Raw genomic sequence first — 21,812 nt, 5'->3', positions numbered from 1 at the left:
AAAACGCCATGCCACTTGAAATGAACCGCGACGTCTTCATCACCTGCGCCGTGACCGGCTCAGGCGGAACGCAGGATCGCAGCCCGCATGTGCCGCGGTCTCCGCAACAGATTGCCGACAGCGCGATTGCCGCCGCCAAGGCGGGGGCAGCCGTTGTGCATTGCCATGTGCGCGACCCGGAAACCGGTACGCCAAGCCGCCGGCTGGACCTGTACCGGGAGGTGACGGACCGCATTCGGGATGCGGATGTGGACGTGGTGCTGAACCTCACGGCCGGTATGGGCGGCGACATCGTGTTTGGCGGTGTCGAAAATCCGTTTCCTGTGAATGAGGCCGGGACGGACATGATCGGGGCGTCCGAACGGGTCGCGCATATTGCCGAGTGTTTGCCCGAGATTTGCACTCTGGACTGCGGCACGATGAATTTTGCCGAGGCCGACTACGTCATGACCAACACCCCGGGCGCGCTGCGGGCGATGGGACAGATGATGACTGACATGGGTGTGAAGCCTGAGATCGAGGCGTTCGATACCGGGCATCTGTGGTTTGCCAAGCAGTTGGTAAAGGAAGGGATTCTTGAACCAAATGCACTGGTTCAGCTGTGCATGGGGGTGCCATGGGGTGCGCCGGATGACCTGAATACGTTCATGGCGATGGTGAACAACGTGCCAGACGACTGGACGTTCAGCGCGTTTTCACTGGGACGCAATCAGATGGCCTATGTGGCGGCGACGGTTCTTGCCGGTGGCAACGTACGCGTCGGGCTTGAGGACAATCTGTGGCTGGACAAGGGTGTTCTGGCAGAGAACTGGCAGTTGGTGGAACGCGCCGGGACCATCATTGAAAACATGGGTGCGCGGGTGATCGGTCCGGCCGAAGTGCGCGAGAAACTGGGTTTGGTCAAGCGCGCGCCGGGCGCGCGCTAAGCGAAACTGCAATCCGTACCTCCCTGGCTGGGCGCGAACGCTCACTCCCAAGGGGGTACGACCCGGTCCGTGAAGCAAACCGGGCTGGAGTATTTTGAGGACAGGTCAATGAAAACAGCAGCAATCATCGGCGGCGGAGTGATTGGCGGCGGATGGGCCGCTCGGTTTCTGCTCAATGGCTGGAACGTACGGGTGTTCGACCCGGACCCCGAAGCTGAGCGCAAGATAGGTGAGGTTTTGGACAACGCGCGGCGGTCATTGCCGGGTCTGAGCGATGTGCCGTTGCCGCCCGAGGGGGTGCTCACATTCTATGAGGATATGGCCGAGGCGGTGCGCAATGCCTCATGGATACAGGAAAGCGTGCCAGAGCGGCTTGACCTGAAGCTGAAGGTTTACAAGGGGTTGCAGGAGGCATGTGATCCAGATGCGATCATCGGTTCGTCAACCAGCGGGTTCAAACCCTCTGAGTTGCAGCAGGATGCTCTGCGGCCCGGGCAGATCGTGGTGACACATCCGTTCAACCCGGTCTATCTGCTGCCGCTGATCGAGCTGGTGCCAACCGAAAAGAACGCACCCGAGTTGGTTGCCAGGGCCAAGGACGTGCTGACCTCGGTCGGGTTTTACCCGCTGCATGTCAAAAAAGAGATCGATGCCCACATAGCGGACCGGTTCCTTGAGGCCGTCTGGCGCGAGGCGCTGTGGCTGGTCAAGGATGGCGTCGCCACGACCGAAGAGATAGACGAGGCCATCCGCATGGGCTTTGGTATCCGCTGGGCGCAGATGGGCCTGTTTGAAACCTATCGCGTTGCGGGCGGCGAGGCCGGGATGCGGCATTTCATGGCGCAGTTCGGGCCTGCGCTGAAATGGCCCTGGACCAAGCTGATGGACGTGCCTGACTTTACCGATGAACTGGTCGATATGATCGCGGCTCAATCGGATGCGCAGTCGGGCATGCATTCGATCCGAGAATTGGAGCGAATTAGGGACAACAACCTTGTGGGGATGATGCGCGCGCTCAAGGCGCAGAATTACGGTGCGGGCGCTGTGCTGAACCAGCATGATGCCGCTTTGAAGCCCGGCGCGCTGCCGACGATGGATCAGGCCGATCTGAGCCAGCCAATTCTGACCCTGTCGCGCGCGGTACCCCTGGATTGGACCGACTATAACGGTCACATGAACGAGGCGAAGTATCTGGAAGCATTTGCTGCAGCCACTGATCGTTTTATGGAAATCATCGGATGTGACGCGGACTATATCGCCTCGGGTGGCAGCTATTTTACAGCTGAAAACCACATCCGTTACGTTGATGAGGCCCACGCAGGCGCAAAGATTGAAGTGCGCACACAGATGCTGCTGGGGCAGGGTAAAAAGCTGCACGTCTTCCACAGCATGTATGAAGGCGACACCCTTCTGGCCACCGGTGAGAGTTTTCTGCTGCATGTCAGCCTGGATACGCGCCGACCAAGTGCTCCGTCGCCGGACATCGAAGCGGCCATGGCCCGGATCGCCGAGGCACAGGCCAATCTGCCCTATCCCGACGGGGCGGGCGCTGCGATCCGTAAACCCGCATGACGCAACGGGTGTTGATCACTGCGGGGGCCTCGGGCGTCGGGCGTGCGATGGCCCAGGGGTTTGACGCCGCCGGGGCACAGGTTTGGGTGGCGGATGTTGATGACGCCGCGTTGACCACCTGCCCTGATCACTGGAAAACATCCAAGGCTGATGTGTCTGATGAGACGAATGTCGCCTCGCTGTTCGAACAGCTTGAGACGGAATGGGGCGGCTTGGATGTCCTTTGCGCGAATGCAGGCGTGGCCGGACCAACCGCGCGGGTCGAAGATGTGGCGTTAACGGATTGGAAAAAATGCCTTTCCGTCAATCTTGAAGGCGCTTTTTTGTGTTCAAAACATGCCGTGCCAATGCTCAAACATCAGGGACGGGGGTCCATTCTGATCACCTCATCCACGGCAGGGCAATACGGCTATCCGAACCGCGCGCCTTATGCGGCGGCGAAATGGGGGGTGATCGGGCTGGCCAAAACTCTGGCGATGGAGTTGGGCCCGCATGGTGTCCGATGCAATGTGATCTGCCCCGGCGCTGTCGAAGGCCCGCGTATGGAAGGCGTATTGCAGCGTGAAGCGGATGCAAAAGGTATGACACGGGATCAGGTCTATGATGGCTACGCTTCGGGCACCTCAATGGGGCGCTTCGTGGAAGCGCGGGACATTGCCGACATGGCGGTCTTTCTGGCCTCGGATGGGGCGCGGTTGGTTTCGGGCCAGATCATCGCGGTGGATGGCCACACGGTCAATCCTGACCCGAAACTCTGAACTTGGGCATCAGCCTTGATTCGGGCCGCGAATCTGGCGGATCGTGCTGCGCACGGCTTGCCAGTCTTTGGCCTCCTGCACATGTCCGGCGGCCTCACATTCGCGCATCTTTTGAGCGGCTTCCGCCTCGGCCCGGTCGCCATGGGCCGTGTATAAGGCGCGTGCGTATTGAGCGGTCTGTAGTGCGTCCATTCCTGTCATCCTCCGTGGAATGTCTGAGGGTTCGCGCAACCACCATACTACATGACCCGAATAATTGGCACAATTGGGGGACACCCTTAGGCATTCAGGCCCGCGCCACGTCGGCCCGCAACTGACGCAGATGTTCCGGGAAATGGCGTGCCGTCATGTCTGCCTCGCGGATCAGGGTGTCGAAATGACGGGTGAACACCTCGATCCGGTCGCGGTCGCGGAAGGCCATGTAGTGGCTGCCTGCATAAAAGACGCAAAGAAGCGGTCCAAAGATTGTCACCGGCGCTGAATACAGGCGTTTTGCGTCAAACAGATAGATGCGAAGGCGCGGGTAAAGCTGTTCGCACAATGTCAGCAGGTGGTCGATCTGGCCCAGCCGGACCGCCAGTGGAAGCCCCTCATAGTATCCGGTGCCCAAGGCAAAGCTGCGGATCTCGAACAGGGGCATCGCGATCTCATAGTCCGATTGCGCGCTGCGCATCCACGACAGTCGGTCTTCGGATGCGCCAATTGCCTGATCTGCGGTGCGGCCCAGATGCGGAGCATATTCCCATTCCAGCACCGCGCGCGTCTTGAGCATATCGGGCAGGGTGGCCGGGACATAACGGATCTTGTATCCCGCAGCCTCTTGATGCCATTGGAAAATCCGCTCATCCACCAAGGCGCGCGGGGCTTCGGTCATGGTTAGAGAACTGGCCAGCAATTCCGCCGCACTTTCGGGTCGGTGTGACAGGCTCAGCAGCCAATCCGCCGAAACCCCAAGCGCCGAGGCGCATCCGCCGATCACATGGGCATTGGGAAGGCGCGCGCCTTCATCCGCCAGCAACTGGGAGACGGTAGATCGGTCCACACCGATCTTGCGAGCCAGCGCGCTTTGGCTGATGTGCCGGTCTTCCATCGCCCGCGCCAGACGCAGACGAAACTGAGCAGCGCGGTCGCGTTTGTCGAGTTTTTCATCCATATGTTGAAATTTATCACATCTGATGAATTTTGTTAATCATATTCAGAATTTCCAACATGACCCGTCATGAGTAACACTTTTGTGAAAACAACAAGAACGGGGTCTGGAATGGAAACGCGACGAAGATCTGTCGTGAAAGCAATCGTTTGGAATGTGATGGGGTTGGCCGTCATGACCCTTGTGGGGTTGATTGCCACCGGATCTGCTGCTGTCGGTGGTGCTTTGGCACTGGTCAACACCGCGATCGGCCTAACGCTGTACGTCGTGTACGAGCGCGTCTGGGCGGGCATCTCATGGGTCCGCCATGGGTAAGCCTGCTACTCCAGTGTCGCCCGAGTGGGGCACATTCGCCCTGATTGTCGCCTGTTACGCCACATGGCTTGCGGTGCTGTTCTGGCTGGCGGCATGGTCCGTGTGGCCGGCCATTCCGGCAATGGCGGTCGTTGCCGCGCTTCATTCCTCGCTGACCCATGAGGCGTTGCACGGTCACCCGTTTCGCATAAAATGGCTGAACGAGGCATTGATGGGCATGCCCTTGACCCTGTTCATCCCGTTCAACCGCTTCCGCGATTTGCATCTGGCACATCATCAGGACGCCAACCTGACCGATCCATATGACGACCCGGAATCGAACTATCTGGACCCGCAGGTCTGGGCCCGTTTGTCGGGATGGCAAAAACGGCTGTTCGCGGTAAACAACACGCTGCTGGGCCGGATCGTGCTGGGGCCAGCCATTGGTCAGATAATGTTCCTGAGGGATGAATGGCAGGGTCTTGCGCGGGGCAGTCGTGACGTTCTGCTCGCTTGGGCATTGCATATTCCTGGCATGGCGGCGGTGCTGGGGATCGTTGCACTATCGCCATTGCCGATCTGGGGCTACGTCCTTGCGGCTTATGTCGGTTTGGGTCTGGTCAAGATCCGCACCTTCCTTGAACACCGCGCGCACGAGAAATCCAGGGCGCGGACGGTGATTGTCGAGGATCGCGGACCATTGGCCTTTCTGTTTTTAAACAACAACTTGCACGTGGTTCATCATATGAATCCCTCAGCCCCCTGGTATGAGTTGCCCGCGCTGTATGAGGCCGGAAAACAACGGTATCAGACGAGCAATGAGGCCTATATCTATCGGTCCTACGGACAGATATTCAAAGACCACTTCTGGCGGGCAAAGGATCCGGTGCCCCATCCGCTCTGGCCAAAGGGCTGATTTCAATACAGAAGTGGGTTCATGAGTTTATGGATTCCCGTCACCATCGCAGCGGCGTCTTTTCAGACGGTGCGGTTCATGCTGCAAAAGTCGCTAAGCAGTGTGAAACTGTCCGCCGCTGGCGCAACGTTTGCGCGCTTTGCCTATTCGATGCCATTGGCCGTTCTGGGATTGGCGGTGGCGCTATGGATAGGCAAGGCGACGCTGCCGCCTCTGACGGCGCAGTTCTGGCGGTACGTTGCGGTTGGTGGAACCTCTCAGATACTGGCGACGATCTGCGTGGTGGCATTGTTCAAGCAGCGCAACTTTGCGGTGGGGATCACATTTAAAAAGACCGAAGTCATTCAGACAGCGATTGTCGGGTTTCTGGTTCTGGGCGACACGGTGTCCGCCGGTGCACTGGGGGCGATCATTTTGGGATTGCTGGCCGTACTGCTGCTGTCCAAGACGCCCGGCGGAGACGGGTCGTGGTGGCGGCATCTGACCAACCGCGCCTCGCAGCTTGGATTGGGATCAGGTGTTCTTTTTGCGTTCTCGGCAGTCAGCTATCGCGGCGCATCGCTGGAGCTGGGTGATATTGATGCCTGGTTCAGGGCGTTGATCACGCTGGCCGCAGTTGTCACGTTTCAGTTTCTCAGCATGGGGGTGTGGCTGCTTTGGCGCGACCGGGCCGAGCTGCGCGCGGTTTGGAACACCCGCCGAACCGGTGTGTTTGTGGGCCTGACCAGCCTGGGTGGGTCGTTTTGCTGGTTTCTTGCCTTCACCTTGCAGAACGCCGCTTATGTCAAAGCGTTGGGGCAGGTGGAGCTTTTGCTCAGCCTGATCGCCTCGATCCTGTTTTTTCGGGAAACCATCACCCGGCGCGAAATCGCCGGGATGACATTGCTTGGTGCCTCGATACTGGCGCTTGTGTTGACGATCTAGCCCGCGCGGCGCTCATCAAAACTGAGGGCGATAAAGCTGGGCAGGTGATCCCCCATACCCACGACCGCAGGGCCGGTATCGTCCTTGCGGCCACGACTACGGCCCTTGGGCTCGCGGTCTTTCCTGCCTTCGCTGCGTTTGTTCTCCGGTGACTTACCCGTCTTTTCGGCCTTGGGCTTTTCTGGCTTGGGTTCATCCTTGACCGGGTTGTCCAGTCGCGGGATTTCCTTCTGGATCAGCTTTTCAATTGCGTCCAAAGCCTTTTCGTCACGCCCCGAGCAGATTGTGACAGCCTTGCCTTCGCGTCCGGCACGACCGGTCCGGCCAATGCGGTGGACGTAATCCTCGGCATGGCCCGGAACATCGAAGTTGAACACATGGCTGACTGACGGAATGTCCAAACCGCGCGCGGCCACGTCCGAGGCGACCAGCAGTCGCAGAGATCCGTCGCGGAACCCGTCCAGCGTTTTCATGCGTTGCGACTGGTCCAGATCACCATGGATTGCGGCTGCGTTATACCCGTATTTCTTCAGGGATTTCGCACAGATATCCACATCCGTCTTGCGGTTGCAGAAAATGATCGCGTTGGTGCATGTGTCACCCTCGGCATCAATCAGCGCGCGCAGAACCTTGCGTTTGTTGGTGGCCTCACGATCCCGGCGCCCCCCTTTGAACATAACGACACCCTGTTCGATGGTTTCCGAAGCAGTAGCCTGACGGGCAACTTCGATCCGGGCCGGGGCTGACAGGAACGTGTCGGTGATTCGTTCAATCTCGGACGCCATGGTGGCGGAAAAGAACAGGGTCTGGCGTGTGAATGGCGTCAGCGAAAAGATGCGTTCGATGTCCGGGATAAAGCCCATATCCAGCATCCGGTCTGCTTCGTCGACCACCATGATCTGAACGCCGGTCAGCAGCAGCTTGCCACGCTCAAAATGGTCCAGCAGGCGGCCCGGTGTGGCGATCAGAACATCGACACCCCGATCGATCAGGGCCTCTTGTTCCTTGAAGCTGACACCGCCGATCAGCAGCGCCTTGGTCAGTTTCAGGTGTTTGCTGTAGGTGTCGAAGTTTTCGGCCACCTGTGCAGCCAGCTCGCGCGTTGGGCACAGCACCAGAGAGCGCGGCATCCGCGCCCGCGCGCGACCACGGGCCAACAAGGTAATCATGGGCAGCGTAAAGCTGGCGGTCTTACCTGTACCGGTCTGAGCGATCCCCAATACATCGCGCCCTTCAAGCGCAGCGGGTATGGCCCCTTCCTGGATCGGTGTGGGTGTTTCGTATCCGGCTTCCTCAATGGCTTTGAGGACCTTCGGGTTTAGGTTCAGTTCGTTAAACTTTGTCATGTATGTCCGGTTCAAGCGGACACTTCACTTGGCCCGCACATCAAAATCTGCCGCGCCCGGATGGCCACGCGCGATCTGCGCGTTTCGGCTTGAGCGCGGACATAACAAAAAGGTGGGGCAGGGTCAAATGAAGTCAATTCCGGGTCGCTTTTACCTGCTTGCGGAGAGATTCTCTGCAACAATTCAGCAGCTTCCGGGGAAGTGTTTCGCCACTTTCTGATCCAGCTTCAAAGGGTAGTGCCGAATTTGCCCCCGCGCCTCAAGCCGTGCACGAACTTCGGGGTCAGCGCCGCTGATCTCGTCAAAGAAGACGCGCAACCCGTCGATCCCGCCTTGCGCTTCGATCTGGCTGAACAGCTCATTCTTGTTCACCCCGCCTTGATCCCGCGGCGCGTTGGGCGACATGCCCGGCTGGTACGAGCCGCGGTCCATGCGAAAGTGGTAGTGTTTGATCCAGTGCTCCCAATCGGGGGCGTGGCGATGGCAGAGTTCGAGCCCGGCAAGTTCGAATTTGCAAGGCAGAAGTGTCTTGTCCTGAAACAGGTTATGAATGCGAAAGCTAAGCTTTTTCAATCCTGTGCGCACGAACAGCTTGCCTTGAACATGGCTCAGGAACCCGCCCAGAACATATGCGCCGTAGGTGGGGTATAGCGCATTGACCAAATCCTCACGATCCGGGCTTTTGGGGATATGAGCTTTGTAAAGGTCCTCGGCCTCGGCCAGGGCCTCGACCGGGCGCACCCGGATGGCGGGAATTTCGACCGGAACACTGTCCAAAAGCGTGGGAATGGGCGTGCTCGACCATAAAAACTCGTCCACATCGATATGGGCCAGCCACTCCAGATCCGTATTGCGATACGTATAGCTGGCATGGGTGGATTGGCGCACCTGATGCTTGCCGGGGCGGTTGCGGTTTTTGCCGCGCCAAAAAGCATCATCGCACAGTTGCACATCCACTTTGGGGTGCTGATCAAGATGGTTGAATGCTTTGGGGTTGGGCTCGTCCAGATAGATGTAAAGACGATCCGCCCCAAGATCGAGGTGATGGGCTGCAAAACGCAGGATGTCCTGCGTGTCGCCACGGACCATCGAGACAATGCCCCAGGTGGTCATGCGCGTTCAGATCGGGCGATGCGGATGTCGCGCATCTTTCTCAGGCGGCGAAAGACACCCCCGGGGTCTTTGTTCAACTCTGTCATCAGATGATCGACCAGCGGCGCAATTGTATGGTCGGTCAAGGCCTTGGTCCAGATCGGTGCGATCAGGGAAACCGCAAGCCCACCCCGTTCCAGCGAAAAGGACTGCATCTGAAAGGGCAGCGGAGCGGGGCTTTTGCCGCGAAACCGATGCGGGGTATCGGGCGCGCGCCCGGAAAAAAGGCGTTCGAATTCATAGAGTTTCATCATTCCGAACAGCATGCGCAGCGCATGGCCGACCTCGCGTTGGGTTGCGGTGTCCCCGTGGTCGGCAAAGGTCTGAACCGAAGAAACCAGCCAGCGCAGGTCCAGTGCCTCAATCAGATGCGCGGATTGCTCGGCCCACAATCGACAAAACAGGGCTGGCGCTTTGCGGGGATAGGACCGCTTGCGCAGGTTGGCGATAAGTTGGGCATTCAGAAACGCAAGCTCAGAATTGCCGACAAATTCCACGGCAATCTTTGCTCGTTTTTGGTCCCACGAGGTGATCTCGTCAGTGTCGGGTACGTGCGTCGCGCTGTCAGGCACGATCTGCTGCGCCAAGCCATCAAGGTCAACGTCCAGATCCGGCAAGCCCTGGGGCCCAAAAACAAACGGCGCGCGCCTGTTTTCCAGGATCTCCAGCATATCGGGCAGGCCGCCGGGAAAGGTCAGGTCGTCATCGCTCATGCGGGCAGAATTGCACAGCCCGGATAAGCTGTGCAATCAGCCAGTTGCGTCACACCATCATCTCTTTGGTCGCGGTCAGGTTCAGATCTGGATAGTCCCGCACAACCCGGTCGATATCCCATTGCAGGCGCGTCAGATAGACGATGTCGCCGTCATGGTCATGGGCGATATGCTGCTTGTTGGCGTTGACGAATTTCTCGACCTCTGCCTTTTCACCGTTGACCCAGCGGGCCGAGGTGAATTGCGAGGGCTCAAACCGCACGGGCAGGCCGTATTCCATCTCGATCCGACTGGCGAGCACTTCGAACTGCAGCGCGCCAACGACGCCGACGATAAAGCCCGAGCCGATCGAGGGTTTGAAAACCTTGGCCGCGCCTTCTTCGGCGAATTGCATCAGGGCCTTTTCCAGATGCTTGGCTTTCATCGGATCGCCCGGACGGACGGTTTGCAGCAATTCGGGCGCGAAAGACGGGATTCCGGTCACGCGGATCGCCTCGCCTTCGGTCAGCGTATCACCGATGCGCAGTTGTCCGTGGTTCGGGATGCCGATGATGTCGCCGGCCCAGGCCTCTTCGGCCAGTTCCCGGTCGGAGGCGAGGAACAGCACCGGGTTCGAGATCGCCATGGGTTTTTTCGACCGCACATGGGTCAGCTTCATGCCGCGTTTGAAATGGCCCGAGGCCATGCGCACAAAGGCCACCCGGTCGCGGTGCTTGGGGTCCATATTGGCCTGCACCTTAAAGACAAAGCCGGCGACCTTCTTTTCATCCGGCGCGATCTGGCGCGGTTCGGCGGATTGCACCTGCGGCTGGGGCCCATAGGCGCCGATGCCTTCCATCAGTTCCTTGACGCCGAACGAATTGATCGCCGAGCCAAACCAGATCGGGGTCATATGCCCCTCCAGAACCGCCTGAGGGTCAAGCTTGGGCAGCAATTCGCGCGCCATCTCGACCTCTTCCAGCAGCTTTTCAAGCAGATGCTCGGGCACATGTTCGGCCAGCTTGGGGTCGTCCAACCCGTCGATCTGAATGCTTTCGGCCACCTTGTTCCGGTCGGCGCGGTCCATCAGCTCTAGCCGGTCGCGCAGCATGTCGTAACAGCCGATGAAATCGCGACCCACGCCAATCGGCCAGGCGGCGGGCGTGACGTCGATGGCCAGCATTTCCTGAATTTCGTCGATAATCTCGAACGTATCGCGGCTTTCGCGGTCCATCTTGTTACAGAAGGTCAAGATCGGCAGATCGCGCAGGCGGCAGACCTCGAACAGTTTCTGGGTCTGGCTTTCCACACCTTTCGCGCCGTCGATCACCATCACGGCGGCATCCACGGCGGTCAGGGTGCGATAGGTATCTTCCGAGAAATCGCTGTGGCCGGGCGTGTCCACCAGATTGAACCGGAAATCCCCATAGTCGAACGACATCGCCGAGGCTGAGACCGAAATCCCGCGATCCTTTTCCATCTGCATGAAGTCCGACCGCGTCCGCCGCGCCTCACCCTTGGCGCGCACCTGACCGGCCATTTGGATGGCGCCGCCATACAGCAGGAACTTTTCCGTCAGGGTCGTCTTGCCCGCATCCGGGTGCGAGATGATGGCGAATGTCCTGCGCCGGGCGATCTCGGGCGGCAATACGGGTTGGTTGGTGGCGGTATCAAGCATAAGCGCGCGTATAGGCGGGGAATCCTGCCGAGGCAAGACAAAGGGGCTGGTTCGAATCGCGCGGTTGTGACAATAAGAACATATAGTGAACAAATTGTAAGGAGTGGATCGATGAATTTGAAAGAGATCGCCGAAGAACTGGTCGCCGGATGCCGTGAGAATCGGACCAAGGCCAATCTGGACAAGCTCTATTCCTCTGATGCTGTTTCAGTCGAGGCGGTAGATGCCTCGGGAATGGGGCGTGAGGCACATGGGTTGGACGCAATCCGGGGCAAGCACGACTGGTGGGAGAGTTCGACCGAAGTGACGGGCAGCAATGTCAGCGATCCGATGGTCCATGGCGAAGACCGCTTCGCCGTGATCTTCGAGGTGCAGGGCAAGTTCAAGGAAAGCGGCGAAAGCTTCGATATGCGCGAAGTGGCGCTGTATCACGTGGCCGATGGCAAGATCGTCCGGGAAGAATTCTTCTACTAACCCGTTGACATCAATCTGGTCTTCCTTGTCTGGCCGGTGCTAGACATGCGGGTGACATCAGGTGGGGAGGATCAGATGGATCTTGGAATTCAAGGAAAACGTGCGTTGGTCTGCGCCAGCAGCAAAGGGCTGGGTCTGGGCTGCGCCAAGGCATTGGCCGCGGCGGGCGTCGATCTGGTGATGAACGCGCGCGGGGTCGAGACGTTGGAGGCCGAGGCCGCGACTTTGCGTTCTGAATACGGCGTAGACGTGCAGACCGTGGCCTGTGACGTGACCTCGGCTGACGGGCAGGCGCAGGTGATAGAGGCCGCGCAGGACGTTGATATTCTTGTCACAAATGCCGGTGGCCCACCTCCGGGCATGTGGTCAGATTGGGAACGCGACGACTTCATCAAGGCGCTGGACGCCAACATGCTGACGCCGATTGCTTTCATGAAGGCGCTGCTGCCAAGCATGATGGACAAGGGCTGGGGTCGGGTGGTCAACATCACCTCGCAATCCGTACGCGCGCCGATTGCCGTTCTGGGCCTGTCGAACGCAGCGCGGACCGGGCTGACCGGCTATGTGGCTGGAACCGCGCGTCAGGTCGCGCCGCATGGGGTGACGATCAACAATCTGTTGCCGGGGATACATGCCACGGATCGGGCTGACGCTCTGGACGGTGGTGTGGCTGCGCAACAGGGCATTTCCGTTGACGAGGCGCGGGCGCAACGCGCGGCAAACATACCTGCACGCCGCTATGGGACACGGGAAGAATTCGGCGCGACCTGCGCCTTTCTCTGCTCGCAACATGCGGGCTTTATCGTCGGCCAGAACATCCTGCTGGATGGCGGCGCAACCAATCTGACGATGTAATTATGGCTCAGAACTTCTCTTTGAAGGATCAGTTGTTCAATGCGGAAAAGGCCCGGTATCTGGCGGGTCTGTTCGATGCAGCTGACCCCGGTTTTGATGCAGACGCATTCCACGACCGCGTCATGTCGCGCCTGCTGGACCTGGAACTGAAAGAGAGAATGGCCTGGATCGCCGCGTGTTTGCAGAATGCGATTCCGGGCGACTTGCCTGAGGTTGCGCCGGTGATCCTGCGCGCCTTGCCGCCGCCTCTGGACCCAAGCAAGACAGATGATGATTTTGGTGATTTCATATTTGCGCCCTTGGGGGATTGGGTTGTGGCCGTGGGGCTGGATCATCCCGATCCGGCATTGGATGTACTGGAAGAACTGACACAGCGGTTCTCGATGGAATGGGCGATCCGTCCGTTTCTGAACCGGTACCCGGATCAGGTGTTGGCCCGTATGCAGAACTGGTGCGGGCATGACAGCTATCACGTGCGCCGTCTGGTCAGTGAAGGAACACGACCGCGTCTGCCTTGGGGGCAGGCGGTCGGTCTCAAGATGTCAGAGCCGCTGCCTTTGCTCGACCACTTGCATTCGGACAACACGCGTTATGTCACACGTTCGGTTGCAAACCATCTGAACGACATCACCAAGAAAGACCCGGATCTGGTGCTGGAGTGTCTGCATCGCTGGCGCGAGGCCGCACTGCAGGGTTCGGCGGAACTGGATTGGATGACCTCCCACACGCTGCGCGGCTTGGTAAAGGCCGGGCATCCGGGGGCGATGAAGATGCTGGGCTACGACCCGGATGCGGATGTGACGGCAACCCTGTCCGTTACCGCAGACGCGCGGATCGGAGAAGCGTTGGAGTTTTCCGTTGATCTGACGGGGGCGGGTGATCAACCGGTTCTGGTGGATTACATCATTCATTTTCAACGTCCTACCGGGAAGACCTCGGCCAGGGTGCACAAGCTGAAACAGGCTGTTCTGAAAAACGGCAGGTTGCGTTTGGAGAAACGGCACAAGCTCAAGGGTGATGCGACCACGTTCAAACTTGTGCCCGGCGCGCATCGGTTAGAGGTTCAGGTGAACGGAAAAGTGCGCGCGGCAGCTGACTTTGAACTGCTGGCGTGACGGCTCACGCTTATGTCAGGTGTCTCGGAATGCGTTGCGCGGGCGGCTGCGCTGCACTAGCTGCTCAGTAGGTGAATCTGAAAGGGTGCTGCGATGAAGCATGAATCGGTGCAGAACTATTATGGTGAAGTCCTGCAGAGCAGTGCTGATCTGCAAACCAACGCGTGCTGTACGCCAGATGACATGCCCGATCATCTCAAGAAAACCCTGTCGAAGATCCATGACGACGTGCTGACCCGTTATTATGGCTGCGGTCTGATCGCGCCGCAGGACCTTGAAGGGATGCGCATCCTGGATCTGGGCTGCGGGGCTGGGCGGGACGTTTACGCTCTGTCGGCGCTGGTTGGCAAAAACGGTCAGGTGGTTGGTGTCGATATGACCCCGGAACAGCTGGACGTGGCCCGTTCTCATCAGGATTATCATGCTGAGGTCTTTGGGTATGCAAAAAGCAATGTGGAATTCCACCACGGCTATATCGAAAAGCTGGATGAGTTGGACCTTGAACCCGGTTCATTCGACATCATCGTATCGAACTGTGTGATCAATCTGGCCACCGACAAAGAGGCCGTTCTGCGTGGCGCGCATCGGCTGCTGAAAGACGGTGGTGAGATGTATTTCTCGGATGTCTATGCCGACCGCCGCATCCCGCAGGCCATGGCCGAAGACGAGGTGCTCTATGGCGAATGCTTGTCCGGGGCGCTGTACTGGAACGATTTCCTGTCAATGTCCCGCAAGGCGGGTTTTGGCGATCCGCGGCGGGTCACGCACCGTCCGCTGACCATCGAAAACCCAATGCTTGAACAGCGGGTTGCACTATTGAAGTTCCTGTCTGCCACCTATCGGTTGTTCAAATTGCAGGGGCTGGAACCGGCCTGTGAAGATTACGGTCAGGCGGTGGTTTACAAGGGCACCATCGCGCACGCACCGCATGAGTTTGAACTGGACGATCACCATCTCATTGAAACCGGCAAGGTGTTTCCGGTCTGCGGCAACACGTGGATGATGCTGAAAGACACGCGTTTTGCGCGCCATTTCGAGTTCATCGGTGATTTCTCGACCCATTACGGCATTTTCGAAGGGTGCGGGGGCGAAAGCCCGTTCGAAGCAGCGGGTGAGACCCCCTCGGGCGGCTGCTGCTGATGTCTTGCGCCTGACGGGCGGGGTTGCTATCCCCGCTCAAGCCCGATGGTTTTGATCGGGAAAGGCAACGGGACTTCTAAGTGACAGCCAAGGCACCTCCTCCGCGTCTGGAAATTCGCAATATGATCCGCCGGTTCGAGGGGCGGGTGGTTGTCGACACCGTCTCGCTGACCGTCGAGGCCGGGCAGGTGACTTGTCTGTTGGGGCCTTCGGGCTGTGGCAAGTCCACCACCCTGCGCATGATCGCCGGGGTCGAGATGCAGGATGCGGGCGAGATCTATGTCGACGGCAAACTGATCTGCGACACGGTGTTTCGAGTTCCCCCCGAACGGCGCGAGATCGGCTTGATGTTTCAGGATTTTGCGCTGTTTCCGCACCTGAGCGTGTCGGACAACGTAGCCTTCGGTCTCAAGGGCAGCAGAGACCAAAAGCGCGCCCGGGTCGAGGAATTGCTGACCAAGGTGGACCTGATGCGCTTTATCGACGGTTTCCCGCATCAGTTGTCCGGCGGAGAGCAGCAGCGGGTCGCACTGGCCCGCGCCTTGGCGCCGCGCCCCCGTATCATGCTGATGGACGAACCGTTCTCGGGTCTCGACAACCGTCTGCGCGATGGCATCCGCGACGAGACTCTGGCAATCCTGAAGGAAGAGGATGCTGCCGTTCTGCTGGTCACGCATGAACCCGAAGAGGCGATGCGCATGGCTGACGAAATCGCCCTGATGCGGCGTGGCAAGATCGTTCAGCAGGGTGCGCCCTACAATGTCTACACCCGGCCCGCTGACAAGGCTGCAGTTGCATTCTTCAGCGACGTTAACGTGTTGAAGTCGCAGGTGAACGGCGCTTTGGCCGATACGCCATTCGGACAGTTTCTGGCCCCCGGTATTCCCGACGGCACCGATGTCGAAATCGTATTCCGCCCGCAGCACTTAAAGCTGGATTTTGACCGCAATGGCAAAGGCCCTCTGCCAACCGCGACGGACGGTGTGGCTGCACGGGGCGTGGTCGAGCGGGCCCGCTTTCTGGGCAATGAAAGCCTGATTGAATTTCGAATGGATTATGATGGTTCGATCCTCAAGGCCACGGTCCCGAATGTCTTTGTACCAAGCCCGGGCCGCGTCATGTGGCTGACCATCCGGCGTGATCGGTGCTTCGTTTTCCCTGAATAAAGGACAGTTTGCGCCCAAGTGGTGCGCGAAAGCCGCAGAATGCGCCTGCGCATTGCTTGCCGCAACGCAGGGGCGGGTCTATCAAGGGCGAAACGCGGGGGTTGAGCGGGCATGCGCATTCTTATTACCAATGATGACGGGATCAACGCGCCGGGCCTGATCACGCTTGGGGCGATTGCAACCGACCTTGCCGGGCCAGAAGGCGAGGTCTGGGTCGTTGCCCCGGCATTTGAACAATCCGGCGTCGGGCATTGCATCAGCTACACCCATCCGATGATGGTCGCCAAATTGGGTGAGCGCCGGTTTGCAGCCGAAGGGTCCCCGGCGGATTGCGTGCTGGCGGGTCTGCACGATGTAATGAAAGACCGCCCGCCCGATTTGGTCCTGTCCGGCGTCAACCGTGGCAACAATTCGGCCGAGAATACGCTCTATTCCGGGACGATTGGCGGCGCGATGGAGGCCGCGTTGCAAGGCGTGCCAGCGATTGCCCTGTCGCAATATTTCGGCCCGCGCAATCTGGGTCTTGGGGACCCGTTCGAGGGGGCCGCCCGCTTTGGTGCCGATCTGGTGCGCCGAATTCTGGATGCTACACCGGCCGATCAGGGCGACTATCGCCTGTTCTACAATGTCAACTTCCCACCCGTCCCGGCAGACGAGGTGCTGGGCACCCGTATCGCTCCGCAGGGCTTCCGCCGGGATACGCATTTCTCGGTCGAGCCCCACAGCTCACCTTCGGGGCGGCGGTTCCTTTGGATCAAGGGCGGTTACCAGCACAACCCGACGGCGCCGGGCACTGATGCCGCGGTCAATCTGGATGGTTACATCTCGGTCACGCCGATGCGGGCCGATCTGACCGCGCATGACATGCTTGAGGCGTTGAAGTCGATCGAATGAGCGGACTGGACCCGGAAACCGTCATGCAATTCCTGTTTGCTTTGCGCAAACGGGGCGTGACCGATGCGCGTGTGCTGGCGGCGATGGAAAAGGTTGATCGCGGGCGGTTTGTCACCGGACTGTTCGCGGACCGTGCTTATGAAGATATGCCGTTGCCCATTGCCTGCGGGCAGACGATCAGCCAGCCGTCGGTCGTTGGTCTGATGACTCAGGCGCTGGACGTGCGTCCGCGCGACACGGTTCTTGAGATCGGTACGGGGTCGGGATATCAGGCGGCGATCCTGGCGAAACTGGCGCGGCGGGTCTATACAGTCGAACGCCACAGGCGACTGGTCAACGAAACCGGCAAGCTGTTTGCCGAGCTTGGACTGACCAATGTGACCGCGATGTTGTCGGATGGATCCTATGGTTTGCCCGAACAGGCGCCCTTTGATCGTATCATCGTGACCGCCGCAGCCGAGGACCCGCCCGGACCGCTCTTGGCGCAGCTGAAAATTGGGGGTATTATGGTGCTACCCGTAGGGCAGTCGGATGCGGTGCAGCAGCTGATCAAGGTGACGCGCACCGAGGATGGTCTGGAATACGACGAATTGACATCCGTTCGATTTGTGCCGCTGCTTGAAGGGCTTGGCAAAGACGAGACTTAAAAGACTTTAAAATGGGCGACCGGAACCCCGGACAACAGGGGCAGGTGTTGAGGACAGAGGTTATGAGAGCAGTTACCAAATCAGCGATGCGCCGCTGTGCGACCGGAGTGGCGGCTCTGGCGATACTTGCCGGGTGCGAAGGGCCGTTGGATTACGACCTGCGCGGTCAGATCGGCGGGTTTTCGACCACAGGCGCTGCACAATCCGCCACGACCAGCCGACCCGCGCCAGATGCGCGCGGTGTGATCACTTATCCGAATTATCAGGTCGTTGTGGCCCGACGAGGCGACACGGTGCGCGATGTGGCCGCCCGCGTGGGGCTGCCCGAGGGTGAGCTGTCGCGCTTCAACGGATTGCAAACCACCGACACGCTGCGCGAGGGCGAAGTGCTGGCCCTGCCGCGTTCGGTCGGGGCGGCAAGCGGAGTGGACATCGCCTCGATTGCCGGGACCGCGATCGATCAGGCGCCCGAAACAGGATCGGTCCAGACCACAACTTTGGAGCCCGCCAAGCCTGCATCGACGCCCGCGCCCGTGGCATCCGGCCCCGAGCCTGTGCGTCACAAGGTCAAGCGCGGCGAGACGGCCTATACCATTTCGCGGCTTTATCAGGTTCCCGTCGAGTCGCTGGCGGAATGGAACGGGTTGGGATCGGATTTTGCCATTCGCGAAGGTCAGTTTCTGTTGATCCCGGTCAAGAACCAAGCGGCGCCGCGACAGGCTGCGGCTGCGGTGCCTGCGACCGAAGTGACGTCGCCGGGCCAGGGGTCTCCGACGCCAACACCGCCAAGCGCAACGCTGCCCCTGCCAGAAGAGGAGGTCGCTGTGGCTGTCGAGGCACCGGATGTCACGGCGGAAGCCCCCAGCAATTCCGGCACCTCCGCGCTGTCCCTTCCGGTGTCGGGTAAGATCATTCGCACCTATGAGAAGGGCAAGAACGAAGGCATTGATATTGCGGCGGCCCCCGGTACTTCGGTCACGGCAGCCGAGGCGGGCACGGTCGCAGCAATCACGGCAGATGCCGACCAGGTGCCGATCATTGTTGTCAAACACACCAATGACCTGCTGACGGTTTATGCCAATGTCGAGGATATCACGGTCAGCAAGGGCGACCGCGTGCGGCGCGGACAGAAGCTGGCCGAACTGCGGGGCGGCGACGACGCTTATGTGCATTTCGAAGTCCGCAAGGGATTCGAGTCGGTCGATCCCGAGCCCTACCTGAAGTAAATGAATGGCCCGTTCCGGGCCATGCCTCCGGCGGGGATATTTTGGGCCAGATGAAGGTTGGATCACGCGTTTGGGTCGTAGTCGCTCAGGCGTTTTCCGGGCTCATCGATGAAGAGTTCAGGCAGGGGGATCACAGCTTCGACGAGATCGATGCGGAAGACGCGAAAGCTGTCGCGCAGCTCGCACCAGGCGGTCAGGGTCCAGACACGGCCCCAATATTCCATATGCAGCGGGCGGATGATGCGGTCGGTCAGGGTTCCGTCGAGACGGCGATAGGTGAGCTGCAGCTTCTGTCGGGATTTGATCGCAGCGCGGATCGGGGCCATGTGGGCCAGCCCGCGTGCGGCGTCGGCAAAAGGATAGACCGCGAATTTCCAGGCGTCGGCCTCGGCCACCACCTGCGTGGGCAGAACGGCATCGATCTTTTCTGCCAATGAATCCGCGGCAGCCTTCAGGTCAGGGTCTGCGGCCTCGGCGACAATGGCCATGCCGAGGTTCAGGGCCTCCAGTTCGGCAGCGGTCAGGTTGAGCGGCGGCAGGGTGATCTGTTCGCGCACCATGTAGCCGACGCCACGTTCACCCTCGACCGGGACGCCCGAGGCCGCCAGCGTATCCATGTCGCGATAGATCGTGCGGACCGAAACTTCTAGCCGGTCCGCAATGTCCTGCGCGCGGTGCAGTTTGCCGTCGCGCAGGATTCCGATGATGTCGAACAGGCGGTCAGTGCGGCGCATGACACGCCGCTCTGGCCAGGTTCAGGTCACGTCCCATAGCACCTTCTCGTGCCGCATCTGCAGGCTTTCGGGGTTGATGGCTTCCATCAGGGCCGGAGCGAAATCTTGCTGAGGAAACTGCGATGCCGCGGCCTGTGCCGTCTGCATATCCTGCCAGACGACATAGTCGGTCCAGCGGCCGTCTTCACCTTGGCTCAGGTGGCGGTGGGCAAATCCGGGTGCTGTGCGCACGAAATTCTCGGTCGATTGACTGAGCTTGATGAAGTCCTCAGGCGAGGTGCCGTCGGTGAGAGTGAAGGTTACGATTTCTGCCACGTGGGTCATTTCAATTCTCCATTGACCAGGTTGCGATATCGCTGTCGTACCCTGATACAACTGACATAAACCTGTCAGTTGAGAAATGCGAGCCCTATGAATCAGGACGATTGGATCAATTTTACTTGTCAATTTGAACTGGCTGTCTTTTGGGAACGGGGATTGCCGCTTAAACACAAGGCCAGATCAAAGTTCTGGCGCAGTGCGCCACAGAAAAGGAGAAGAGACATGCTCAACAATATCGGACTTCCCGGTCTTCTGCTGATTGCCGTAGTGGTTCTGGTGCTGTTTGGCCGCGGCAAGATCAGCTCGCTGATGGGCGAAGTTGGCAAAGGCATCACCTCGTTCAAGAAGGGCGTCAAGGAAGGCGCGGATGAGCTGGAGCAGGACGCATCCGAAGTGGCCAAGGACGTCACGCCCGAGACCGAGAAAGACAAGGTCTAAACCCGGATGTTTGATCTGGGCTGGACCGAGCTTCTGGTCATCGGCATCGTGGCCCTGATTGTGGTGGGGCCAAAAGACCTGCCTGTGCTGTTTCGCAATGTCGGGCGGTTCGTTGGCAAAGCGCGCGGCATGGCGCGTGAGTTTACCTCTGCCATGAACGAAGCTGCGGATCAGGCGGGTGTGAACGAAATCAAGAAAGGTCTGAATGCAGCCACCAATCCTGTGAACACCGCCATGGATGGCGTGAAGCAGGCGGCTCAGGATTTGAGCAAGAGCATCGACCCCACCAAGTTCGATCCGGACAGCGAGACGGGCAAACTGGCCGCTGAACGCGCGGAACAGGCCAAGAAGGTTCAGGCCACCACGGCCCGGGCCGCAGCCGAGCGCAAGGCCAAAGAAGCCGCAGATGCCCTTGCCAAGGCCGAAGAGGCCGAAGCCGCGCTGAACACCGAGAACAAGACATGAGCAAGACCGACGAAATCGAAGACAGCTCGGCCCCGTTGATCGAGCATCTGGCCGAATTGCGCACACGACTCATTCATTGCGTTGTGGCGTTTCTGATCGGCATGATCATCTGCTTCACGGTTGCGACGCCGATCTTCAACTTCCTGACGCACCCCTTGTGCGAGGTTTTGAACGAGCGCGGGCAGGATTGCGGGTTGATCTTTATCTCGCCGCAGGAAGGGTTCTTTGTTGCGATCAAGGTCTCGTTGCTGGGCGGGTTCATTCTGGCCTTTCCTTATATCGGGATGCAGATGTGGCGCTTTGTGGCACCGGGGTTGTACCGGACCGAGAAGAACGCGTTTTTGCCCTTCATGGTCGCGTCGCCCTTCATGTTCCTGCTGGGGGCTAGCTTTGCCTTCTACGTCGTCACGCCTTTGGCTTATGATTTCTTCCTCGGGTTCCAGCAATTCGGCGCTGAAGGTGAGGCCGTGGTTGACGGCGCGACCACCGCTCCGCTGAGCGTGGTGTTCCAGGGGTCGGCACAGGAGTACCTGAACCTGACCATCAAGTTCATCGTGGCCTTTGGCTTGTGTTTCCAACTGCCGGTATTGCTGACGCTTATGGGCAAGGCCGGGTTGGTCAGCGCCGAGGGGCTGGGATCGGTTCGCAAATACGCTGTTGTGGCCATTCTGGTGCTGGCGGCGTTGGTAACTCCGCCGGACGTGATCACTCAGGTCATCCTGTTCGTCGTTGTCTACGGCCTTTACGAGGTCTCGATTTTCCTCGTCGCCCGGGTTGAGAAAAAGCGCGAAGAGCAGCTGCGCGCTGATGGCTACTATGATGACGAGGCGGAAGCGGATGAAGAGATCATTCGGGAAGAAGACGGTAAATAGTCTACCTAGAATTCCGATACAGGCGCGCCTTGTTTGGCGCGCCTTTTTCGTATGCGG

Annotated in this window: 25 protein-coding genes; 17 read left to right on the top strand and 8 right to left on the bottom strand. The window is 59.4% G+C overall.

From position 1 onward, the window contains the following. The first annotated feature begins 8 nt into the window (after positions 1-8). From bcoG to ACR0L4_RS04880, 3 genes are all read left to right on the top strand, one after another. Positions 9-926 (top strand): 3-dehydrocarnitine:acetyl-CoA trimethylamine transferase BcoG, encoded by a 918-nt coding sequence (gene bcoG, locus ACR0L4_RS04890; RefSeq protein WP_480510996.1) that lies wholly within the window; start codon positions 9-11, stop codon positions 924-926. A gap of 108 nt (positions 927-1,034) precedes the next feature. Further along, the gene (locus ACR0L4_RS04885; RefSeq protein ID WP_480510994.1) at positions 1,035-2,498 is read left to right on the top strand and encodes a carnitine 3-dehydrogenase; all 1,464 of its coding nucleotides are present in this window, start codon (positions 1,035-1,037) and stop codon (positions 2,496-2,498) included. Then, the gene (locus ACR0L4_RS04880; RefSeq protein WP_480510992.1) at positions 2,495-3,256 is read left to right on the top strand and encodes an SDR family oxidoreductase; all 762 of its coding nucleotides are present in this window, start codon (positions 2,495-2,497) and stop codon (positions 3,254-3,256) included. Before ACR0L4_RS04885 ends, ACR0L4_RS04880 begins: the two co-directional genes overlap by 4 nt. Before the next feature lie 9 nt (positions 3,257-3,265). On the opposite strand, the gene ACR0L4_RS04875 is transcribed toward ACR0L4_RS04880, so the two are convergent. Further along, positions 3,266-3,448 carry a hypothetical protein gene (locus tag ACR0L4_RS04875; protein WP_170749148.1) on the bottom strand — a complete coding sequence of 61 codons (183 nt, stop codon included), beginning with the start codon at positions 3,446-3,448 and terminating at the stop codon, positions 3,266-3,268. Positions 3,449-3,542: 94 nt separating this feature from the next. After that, entirely contained in the window at positions 3,543-4,409 is an 867-nt protein-coding gene (locus ACR0L4_RS04870) for a helix-turn-helix domain-containing protein (RefSeq protein WP_170749147.1), read from the bottom strand. 108 nt (positions 4,410-4,517) lie between these two features. Here ACR0L4_RS04870 and ACR0L4_RS04865 point away from each other — a divergent pair, with 108 nt between their 5' ends. Genes ACR0L4_RS04865 through ACR0L4_RS04855 form a run of 3 tightly spaced genes read left to right on the top strand, consistent with a single transcriptional unit; the run spans position 4,518 to position 6,540 of the window. Next, positions 4,518-4,721 carry a DUF2061 domain-containing protein gene (locus ACR0L4_RS04865; RefSeq protein ID WP_480510989.1) on the top strand — a complete coding sequence of 68 codons (204 nt, stop codon included), beginning with the start codon at positions 4,518-4,520 and terminating at the stop codon, positions 4,719-4,721. Continuing rightward, positions 4,714-5,616, top strand: coding sequence for a fatty acid desaturase (locus tag ACR0L4_RS04860; RefSeq protein WP_480510987.1), 903 nt, complete (start codon positions 4,714-4,716; stop codon positions 5,614-5,616). The genes ACR0L4_RS04865 and ACR0L4_RS04860 overlap by 8 nt, the downstream gene beginning before the upstream one ends. A 21-nt stretch (positions 5,617-5,637) precedes the next feature. Next, complete coding sequence (locus ACR0L4_RS04855) at positions 5,638-6,540, top strand: EamA family transporter (RefSeq protein ID WP_480510985.1); 903 nt, start codon at positions 5,638-5,640, stop codon at positions 6,538-6,540. On the opposite strand, the gene ACR0L4_RS04850 is transcribed toward ACR0L4_RS04855, so the two are convergent. The 4 genes from ACR0L4_RS04850 to ACR0L4_RS04835 all read right to left on the bottom strand — a co-directional run bounded on the left by ACR0L4_RS04850 (position 6,537) and on the right by ACR0L4_RS04835 (position 11,408). Continuing rightward, a complete protein-coding gene (locus ACR0L4_RS04850) occupies positions 6,537-7,886 on the bottom strand; it encodes a DEAD/DEAH box helicase (protein ID WP_480510983.1) in 1,350 nt (449 codons plus the stop codon). The genes ACR0L4_RS04855 and ACR0L4_RS04850 overlap by 4 nt on opposite strands. A gap of 183 nt (positions 7,887-8,069) precedes the next feature. Beyond that, the gene (locus ACR0L4_RS04845) at positions 8,070-8,999 is read right to left on the bottom strand and encodes a glycosyltransferase family 2 protein (RefSeq protein WP_480510981.1); all 930 of its coding nucleotides are present in this window, start codon (positions 8,997-8,999) and stop codon (positions 8,070-8,072) included. Beyond that, positions 8,996-9,751, bottom strand: a complete 756-nt coding sequence (locus ACR0L4_RS04840; RefSeq protein ID WP_480510979.1) for a hypothetical protein — start codon at positions 9,749-9,751, stop codon at positions 8,996-8,998. The genes ACR0L4_RS04845 and ACR0L4_RS04840 overlap by 4 nt, the downstream gene beginning before the upstream one ends. Before the next feature lie 49 nt (positions 9,752-9,800). Beyond that, positions 9,801-11,408, bottom strand: a complete 1,608-nt coding sequence (locus ACR0L4_RS04835) for a peptide chain release factor 3 (protein ID WP_480510977.1) — start codon at positions 11,406-11,408, stop codon at positions 9,801-9,803. Between the two features lie 111 nt (positions 11,409-11,519). Here ACR0L4_RS04835 and ACR0L4_RS04830 point away from each other — a divergent pair, with 111 nt between their 5' ends. The 8 genes from ACR0L4_RS04830 (at position 11,520) to ACR0L4_RS04795 (ending at position 18,925) form a co-directional block, all read left to right on the top strand. After that, entirely contained in the window at positions 11,520-11,882 is a 363-nt protein-coding gene (locus ACR0L4_RS04830) for a SnoaL-like domain-containing protein (RefSeq protein WP_480510975.1), read from the top strand. Positions 11,883-11,957: 75 nt separating this feature from the next. Further along, entirely contained in the window at positions 11,958-12,737 is a 780-nt protein-coding gene (locus ACR0L4_RS04825) for an SDR family oxidoreductase (protein WP_480510973.1), read from the top strand. A 2-nt stretch (positions 12,738-12,739) separates the two neighbouring features. Continuing rightward, positions 12,740-13,852, top strand: a complete 1,113-nt coding sequence (locus ACR0L4_RS04820; protein ID WP_480510971.1) for a DNA alkylation repair protein — start codon at positions 12,740-12,742, stop codon at positions 13,850-13,852. A 93-nt stretch (positions 13,853-13,945) separates the two neighbouring features. Further along, complete coding sequence (locus ACR0L4_RS04815) at positions 13,946-14,992, top strand: methyltransferase domain-containing protein (RefSeq protein ID WP_480510969.1); 1,047 nt, start codon at positions 13,946-13,948, stop codon at positions 14,990-14,992. 122 nt (positions 14,993-15,114) lie between these two features. Further along, positions 15,115-16,158: an ABC transporter ATP-binding protein gene (locus ACR0L4_RS04810; protein ID WP_480511154.1), complete on the top strand. Its 1,044-nt coding sequence runs from the start codon at positions 15,115-15,117 to the stop codon at positions 16,156-16,158. Positions 16,159-16,269: 111 nt separating this feature from the next. Further along, the gene (surE, locus tag ACR0L4_RS04805; RefSeq protein ID WP_480510967.1) at positions 16,270-17,052 is read left to right on the top strand and encodes a 5'/3'-nucleotidase SurE; all 783 of its coding nucleotides are present in this window, start codon (positions 16,270-16,272) and stop codon (positions 17,050-17,052) included. Beyond that, positions 17,049-17,699, top strand: coding sequence for a protein-L-isoaspartate(D-aspartate) O-methyltransferase (locus ACR0L4_RS04800; RefSeq protein WP_170749134.1), 651 nt, complete (start codon positions 17,049-17,051; stop codon positions 17,697-17,699). Before surE ends, ACR0L4_RS04800 begins: the two co-directional genes overlap by 4 nt. Positions 17,700-17,761: 62 nt before the next feature. Then, on the top strand, positions 17,762-18,925 hold the full coding sequence (locus ACR0L4_RS04795; protein WP_480510965.1) for a peptidoglycan DD-metalloendopeptidase family protein: 1,164 nt from the start codon (positions 17,762-17,764) through the stop codon (positions 18,923-18,925). 62 nt (positions 18,926-18,987) lie between these two features. Here ACR0L4_RS04795 and ACR0L4_RS04790 read toward each other — a convergent pair whose 3' ends face one another. Both ACR0L4_RS04790 and ACR0L4_RS04785 read right to left on the bottom strand, forming a co-directional pair. Then, positions 18,988-19,659, bottom strand: a complete 672-nt coding sequence (locus ACR0L4_RS04790) for a helix-turn-helix transcriptional regulator (protein ID WP_480510963.1) — start codon at positions 19,657-19,659, stop codon at positions 18,988-18,990. Between the two features lie 21 nt (positions 19,660-19,680). After that, on the bottom strand, positions 19,681-19,983 hold the full coding sequence (locus tag ACR0L4_RS04785) for a hypothetical protein (protein ID WP_170749131.1): 303 nt from the start codon (positions 19,981-19,983) through the stop codon (positions 19,681-19,683). Between the two features lie 219 nt (positions 19,984-20,202). On the opposite strand from ACR0L4_RS04785, the gene ACR0L4_RS04780 reads away from it, so the two are divergent. Genes ACR0L4_RS04780 through tatC form a run of 3 tightly spaced genes read left to right on the top strand, consistent with a single transcriptional unit; the run spans position 20,203 to position 21,755 of the window. Beyond that, positions 20,203-20,418 carry a twin-arginine translocase TatA/TatE family subunit gene (locus ACR0L4_RS04780; protein ID WP_170749130.1) on the top strand — a complete coding sequence of 72 codons (216 nt, stop codon included), beginning with the start codon at positions 20,203-20,205 and terminating at the stop codon, positions 20,416-20,418. Between the two features lie 6 nt (positions 20,419-20,424). Further along, the gene (gene tatB, locus ACR0L4_RS04775) at positions 20,425-20,883 is read left to right on the top strand and encodes a Sec-independent protein translocase protein TatB (protein ID WP_480510961.1); all 459 of its coding nucleotides are present in this window, start codon (positions 20,425-20,427) and stop codon (positions 20,881-20,883) included. After that, complete coding sequence (gene tatC / locus ACR0L4_RS04770; protein ID WP_170749128.1) at positions 20,880-21,755, top strand: twin-arginine translocase subunit TatC; 876 nt, start codon at positions 20,880-20,882, stop codon at positions 21,753-21,755. Before tatB ends, tatC begins: the two co-directional genes overlap by 4 nt. The last annotated feature ends 57 nt before the right edge of the window (positions 21,756-21,812 follow it).

It is taken from the genome of Ruegeria sp. AB5 (genome assembly GCF_056542645.1).
This window is presented reverse-complemented; position numbering and strand designations above follow the sequence as displayed.

What these genes read in the sequence shown, in the direction of transcription:
- bcoG (WP_480510996.1), top strand. Translation starts at nt 9, where the DNA reads ATGCCACTTGAAATGAACCGCGACGTCTTCATCACCTGCGCCGTGACC.
- ACR0L4_RS04885 (WP_480510994.1), top strand. Translation starts at nt 1,035, where the DNA reads ATGAAAACAGCAGCAATCATCGGCGGCGGAGTGATTGGCGGCGGATGG.
- ACR0L4_RS04880 (WP_480510992.1), top strand. Translation starts at nt 2,495, where the DNA reads ATGACGCAACGGGTGTTGATCACTGCGGGGGCCTCGGGCGTCGGGCGT.
- ACR0L4_RS04875 (WP_170749148.1), bottom strand. Translation starts at nt 3,448, where the DNA reads ATGGACGCACTACAGACCGCTCAATACGCACGCGCCTTATACACGGCC.
- ACR0L4_RS04870 (WP_170749147.1), bottom strand. Translation starts at nt 4,409, where the DNA reads ATGGATGAAAAACTCGACAAACGCGACCGCGCTGCTCAGTTTCGTCTG.
- ACR0L4_RS04865 (WP_480510989.1), top strand. Translation starts at nt 4,518, where the DNA reads ATGGAAACGCGACGAAGATCTGTCGTGAAAGCAATCGTTTGGAATGTG.
- ACR0L4_RS04860 (WP_480510987.1), top strand. Translation starts at nt 4,714, where the DNA reads ATGGGTAAGCCTGCTACTCCAGTGTCGCCCGAGTGGGGCACATTCGCC.
- ACR0L4_RS04855 (WP_480510985.1), top strand. Translation starts at nt 5,638, where the DNA reads ATGAGTTTATGGATTCCCGTCACCATCGCAGCGGCGTCTTTTCAGACG.
- ACR0L4_RS04850 (WP_480510983.1), bottom strand. Translation starts at nt 7,886, where the DNA reads ATGACAAAGTTTAACGAACTGAACCTAAACCCGAAGGTCCTCAAAGCC.
- ACR0L4_RS04845 (WP_480510981.1), bottom strand. Translation starts at nt 8,999, where the DNA reads ATGACCACCTGGGGCATTGTCTCGATGGTCCGTGGCGACACGCAGGAC.
- ACR0L4_RS04840 (WP_480510979.1), bottom strand. Translation starts at nt 9,751, where the DNA reads ATGAGCGATGACGACCTGACCTTTCCCGGCGGCCTGCCCGATATGCTG.
- ACR0L4_RS04835 (WP_480510977.1), bottom strand. Translation starts at nt 11,408, where the DNA reads ATGCTTGATACCGCCACCAACCAACCCGTATTGCCGCCCGAGATCGCC.
- ACR0L4_RS04830 (WP_480510975.1), top strand. Translation starts at nt 11,520, where the DNA reads ATGAATTTGAAAGAGATCGCCGAAGAACTGGTCGCCGGATGCCGTGAG.
- ACR0L4_RS04825 (WP_480510973.1), top strand. Translation starts at nt 11,958, where the DNA reads ATGGATCTTGGAATTCAAGGAAAACGTGCGTTGGTCTGCGCCAGCAGC.
- ACR0L4_RS04820 (WP_480510971.1), top strand. Translation starts at nt 12,740, where the DNA reads ATGGCTCAGAACTTCTCTTTGAAGGATCAGTTGTTCAATGCGGAAAAG.
- ACR0L4_RS04815 (WP_480510969.1), top strand. Translation starts at nt 13,946, where the DNA reads ATGAAGCATGAATCGGTGCAGAACTATTATGGTGAAGTCCTGCAGAGC.
- ACR0L4_RS04810 (WP_480511154.1), top strand. Translation starts at nt 15,115, where the DNA reads ATGATCCGCCGGTTCGAGGGGCGGGTGGTTGTCGACACCGTCTCGCTG.
- surE (WP_480510967.1), top strand. Translation starts at nt 16,270, where the DNA reads ATGCGCATTCTTATTACCAATGATGACGGGATCAACGCGCCGGGCCTG.
- ACR0L4_RS04800 (WP_170749134.1), top strand. Translation starts at nt 17,049, where the DNA reads ATGAGCGGACTGGACCCGGAAACCGTCATGCAATTCCTGTTTGCTTTG.
- ACR0L4_RS04795 (WP_480510965.1), top strand. Translation starts at nt 17,762, where the DNA reads ATGAGAGCAGTTACCAAATCAGCGATGCGCCGCTGTGCGACCGGAGTG.
- ACR0L4_RS04790 (WP_480510963.1), bottom strand. Translation starts at nt 19,659, where the DNA reads ATGCGCCGCACTGACCGCCTGTTCGACATCATCGGAATCCTGCGCGAC.
- ACR0L4_RS04785 (WP_170749131.1), bottom strand. Translation starts at nt 19,983, where the DNA reads ATGACCCACGTGGCAGAAATCGTAACCTTCACTCTCACCGACGGCACC.
- ACR0L4_RS04780 (WP_170749130.1), top strand. Translation starts at nt 20,203, where the DNA reads ATGCTCAACAATATCGGACTTCCCGGTCTTCTGCTGATTGCCGTAGTG.
- tatB (WP_480510961.1), top strand. Translation starts at nt 20,425, where the DNA reads ATGTTTGATCTGGGCTGGACCGAGCTTCTGGTCATCGGCATCGTGGCC.
- tatC (WP_170749128.1), top strand. Translation starts at nt 20,880, where the DNA reads ATGAGCAAGACCGACGAAATCGAAGACAGCTCGGCCCCGTTGATCGAG.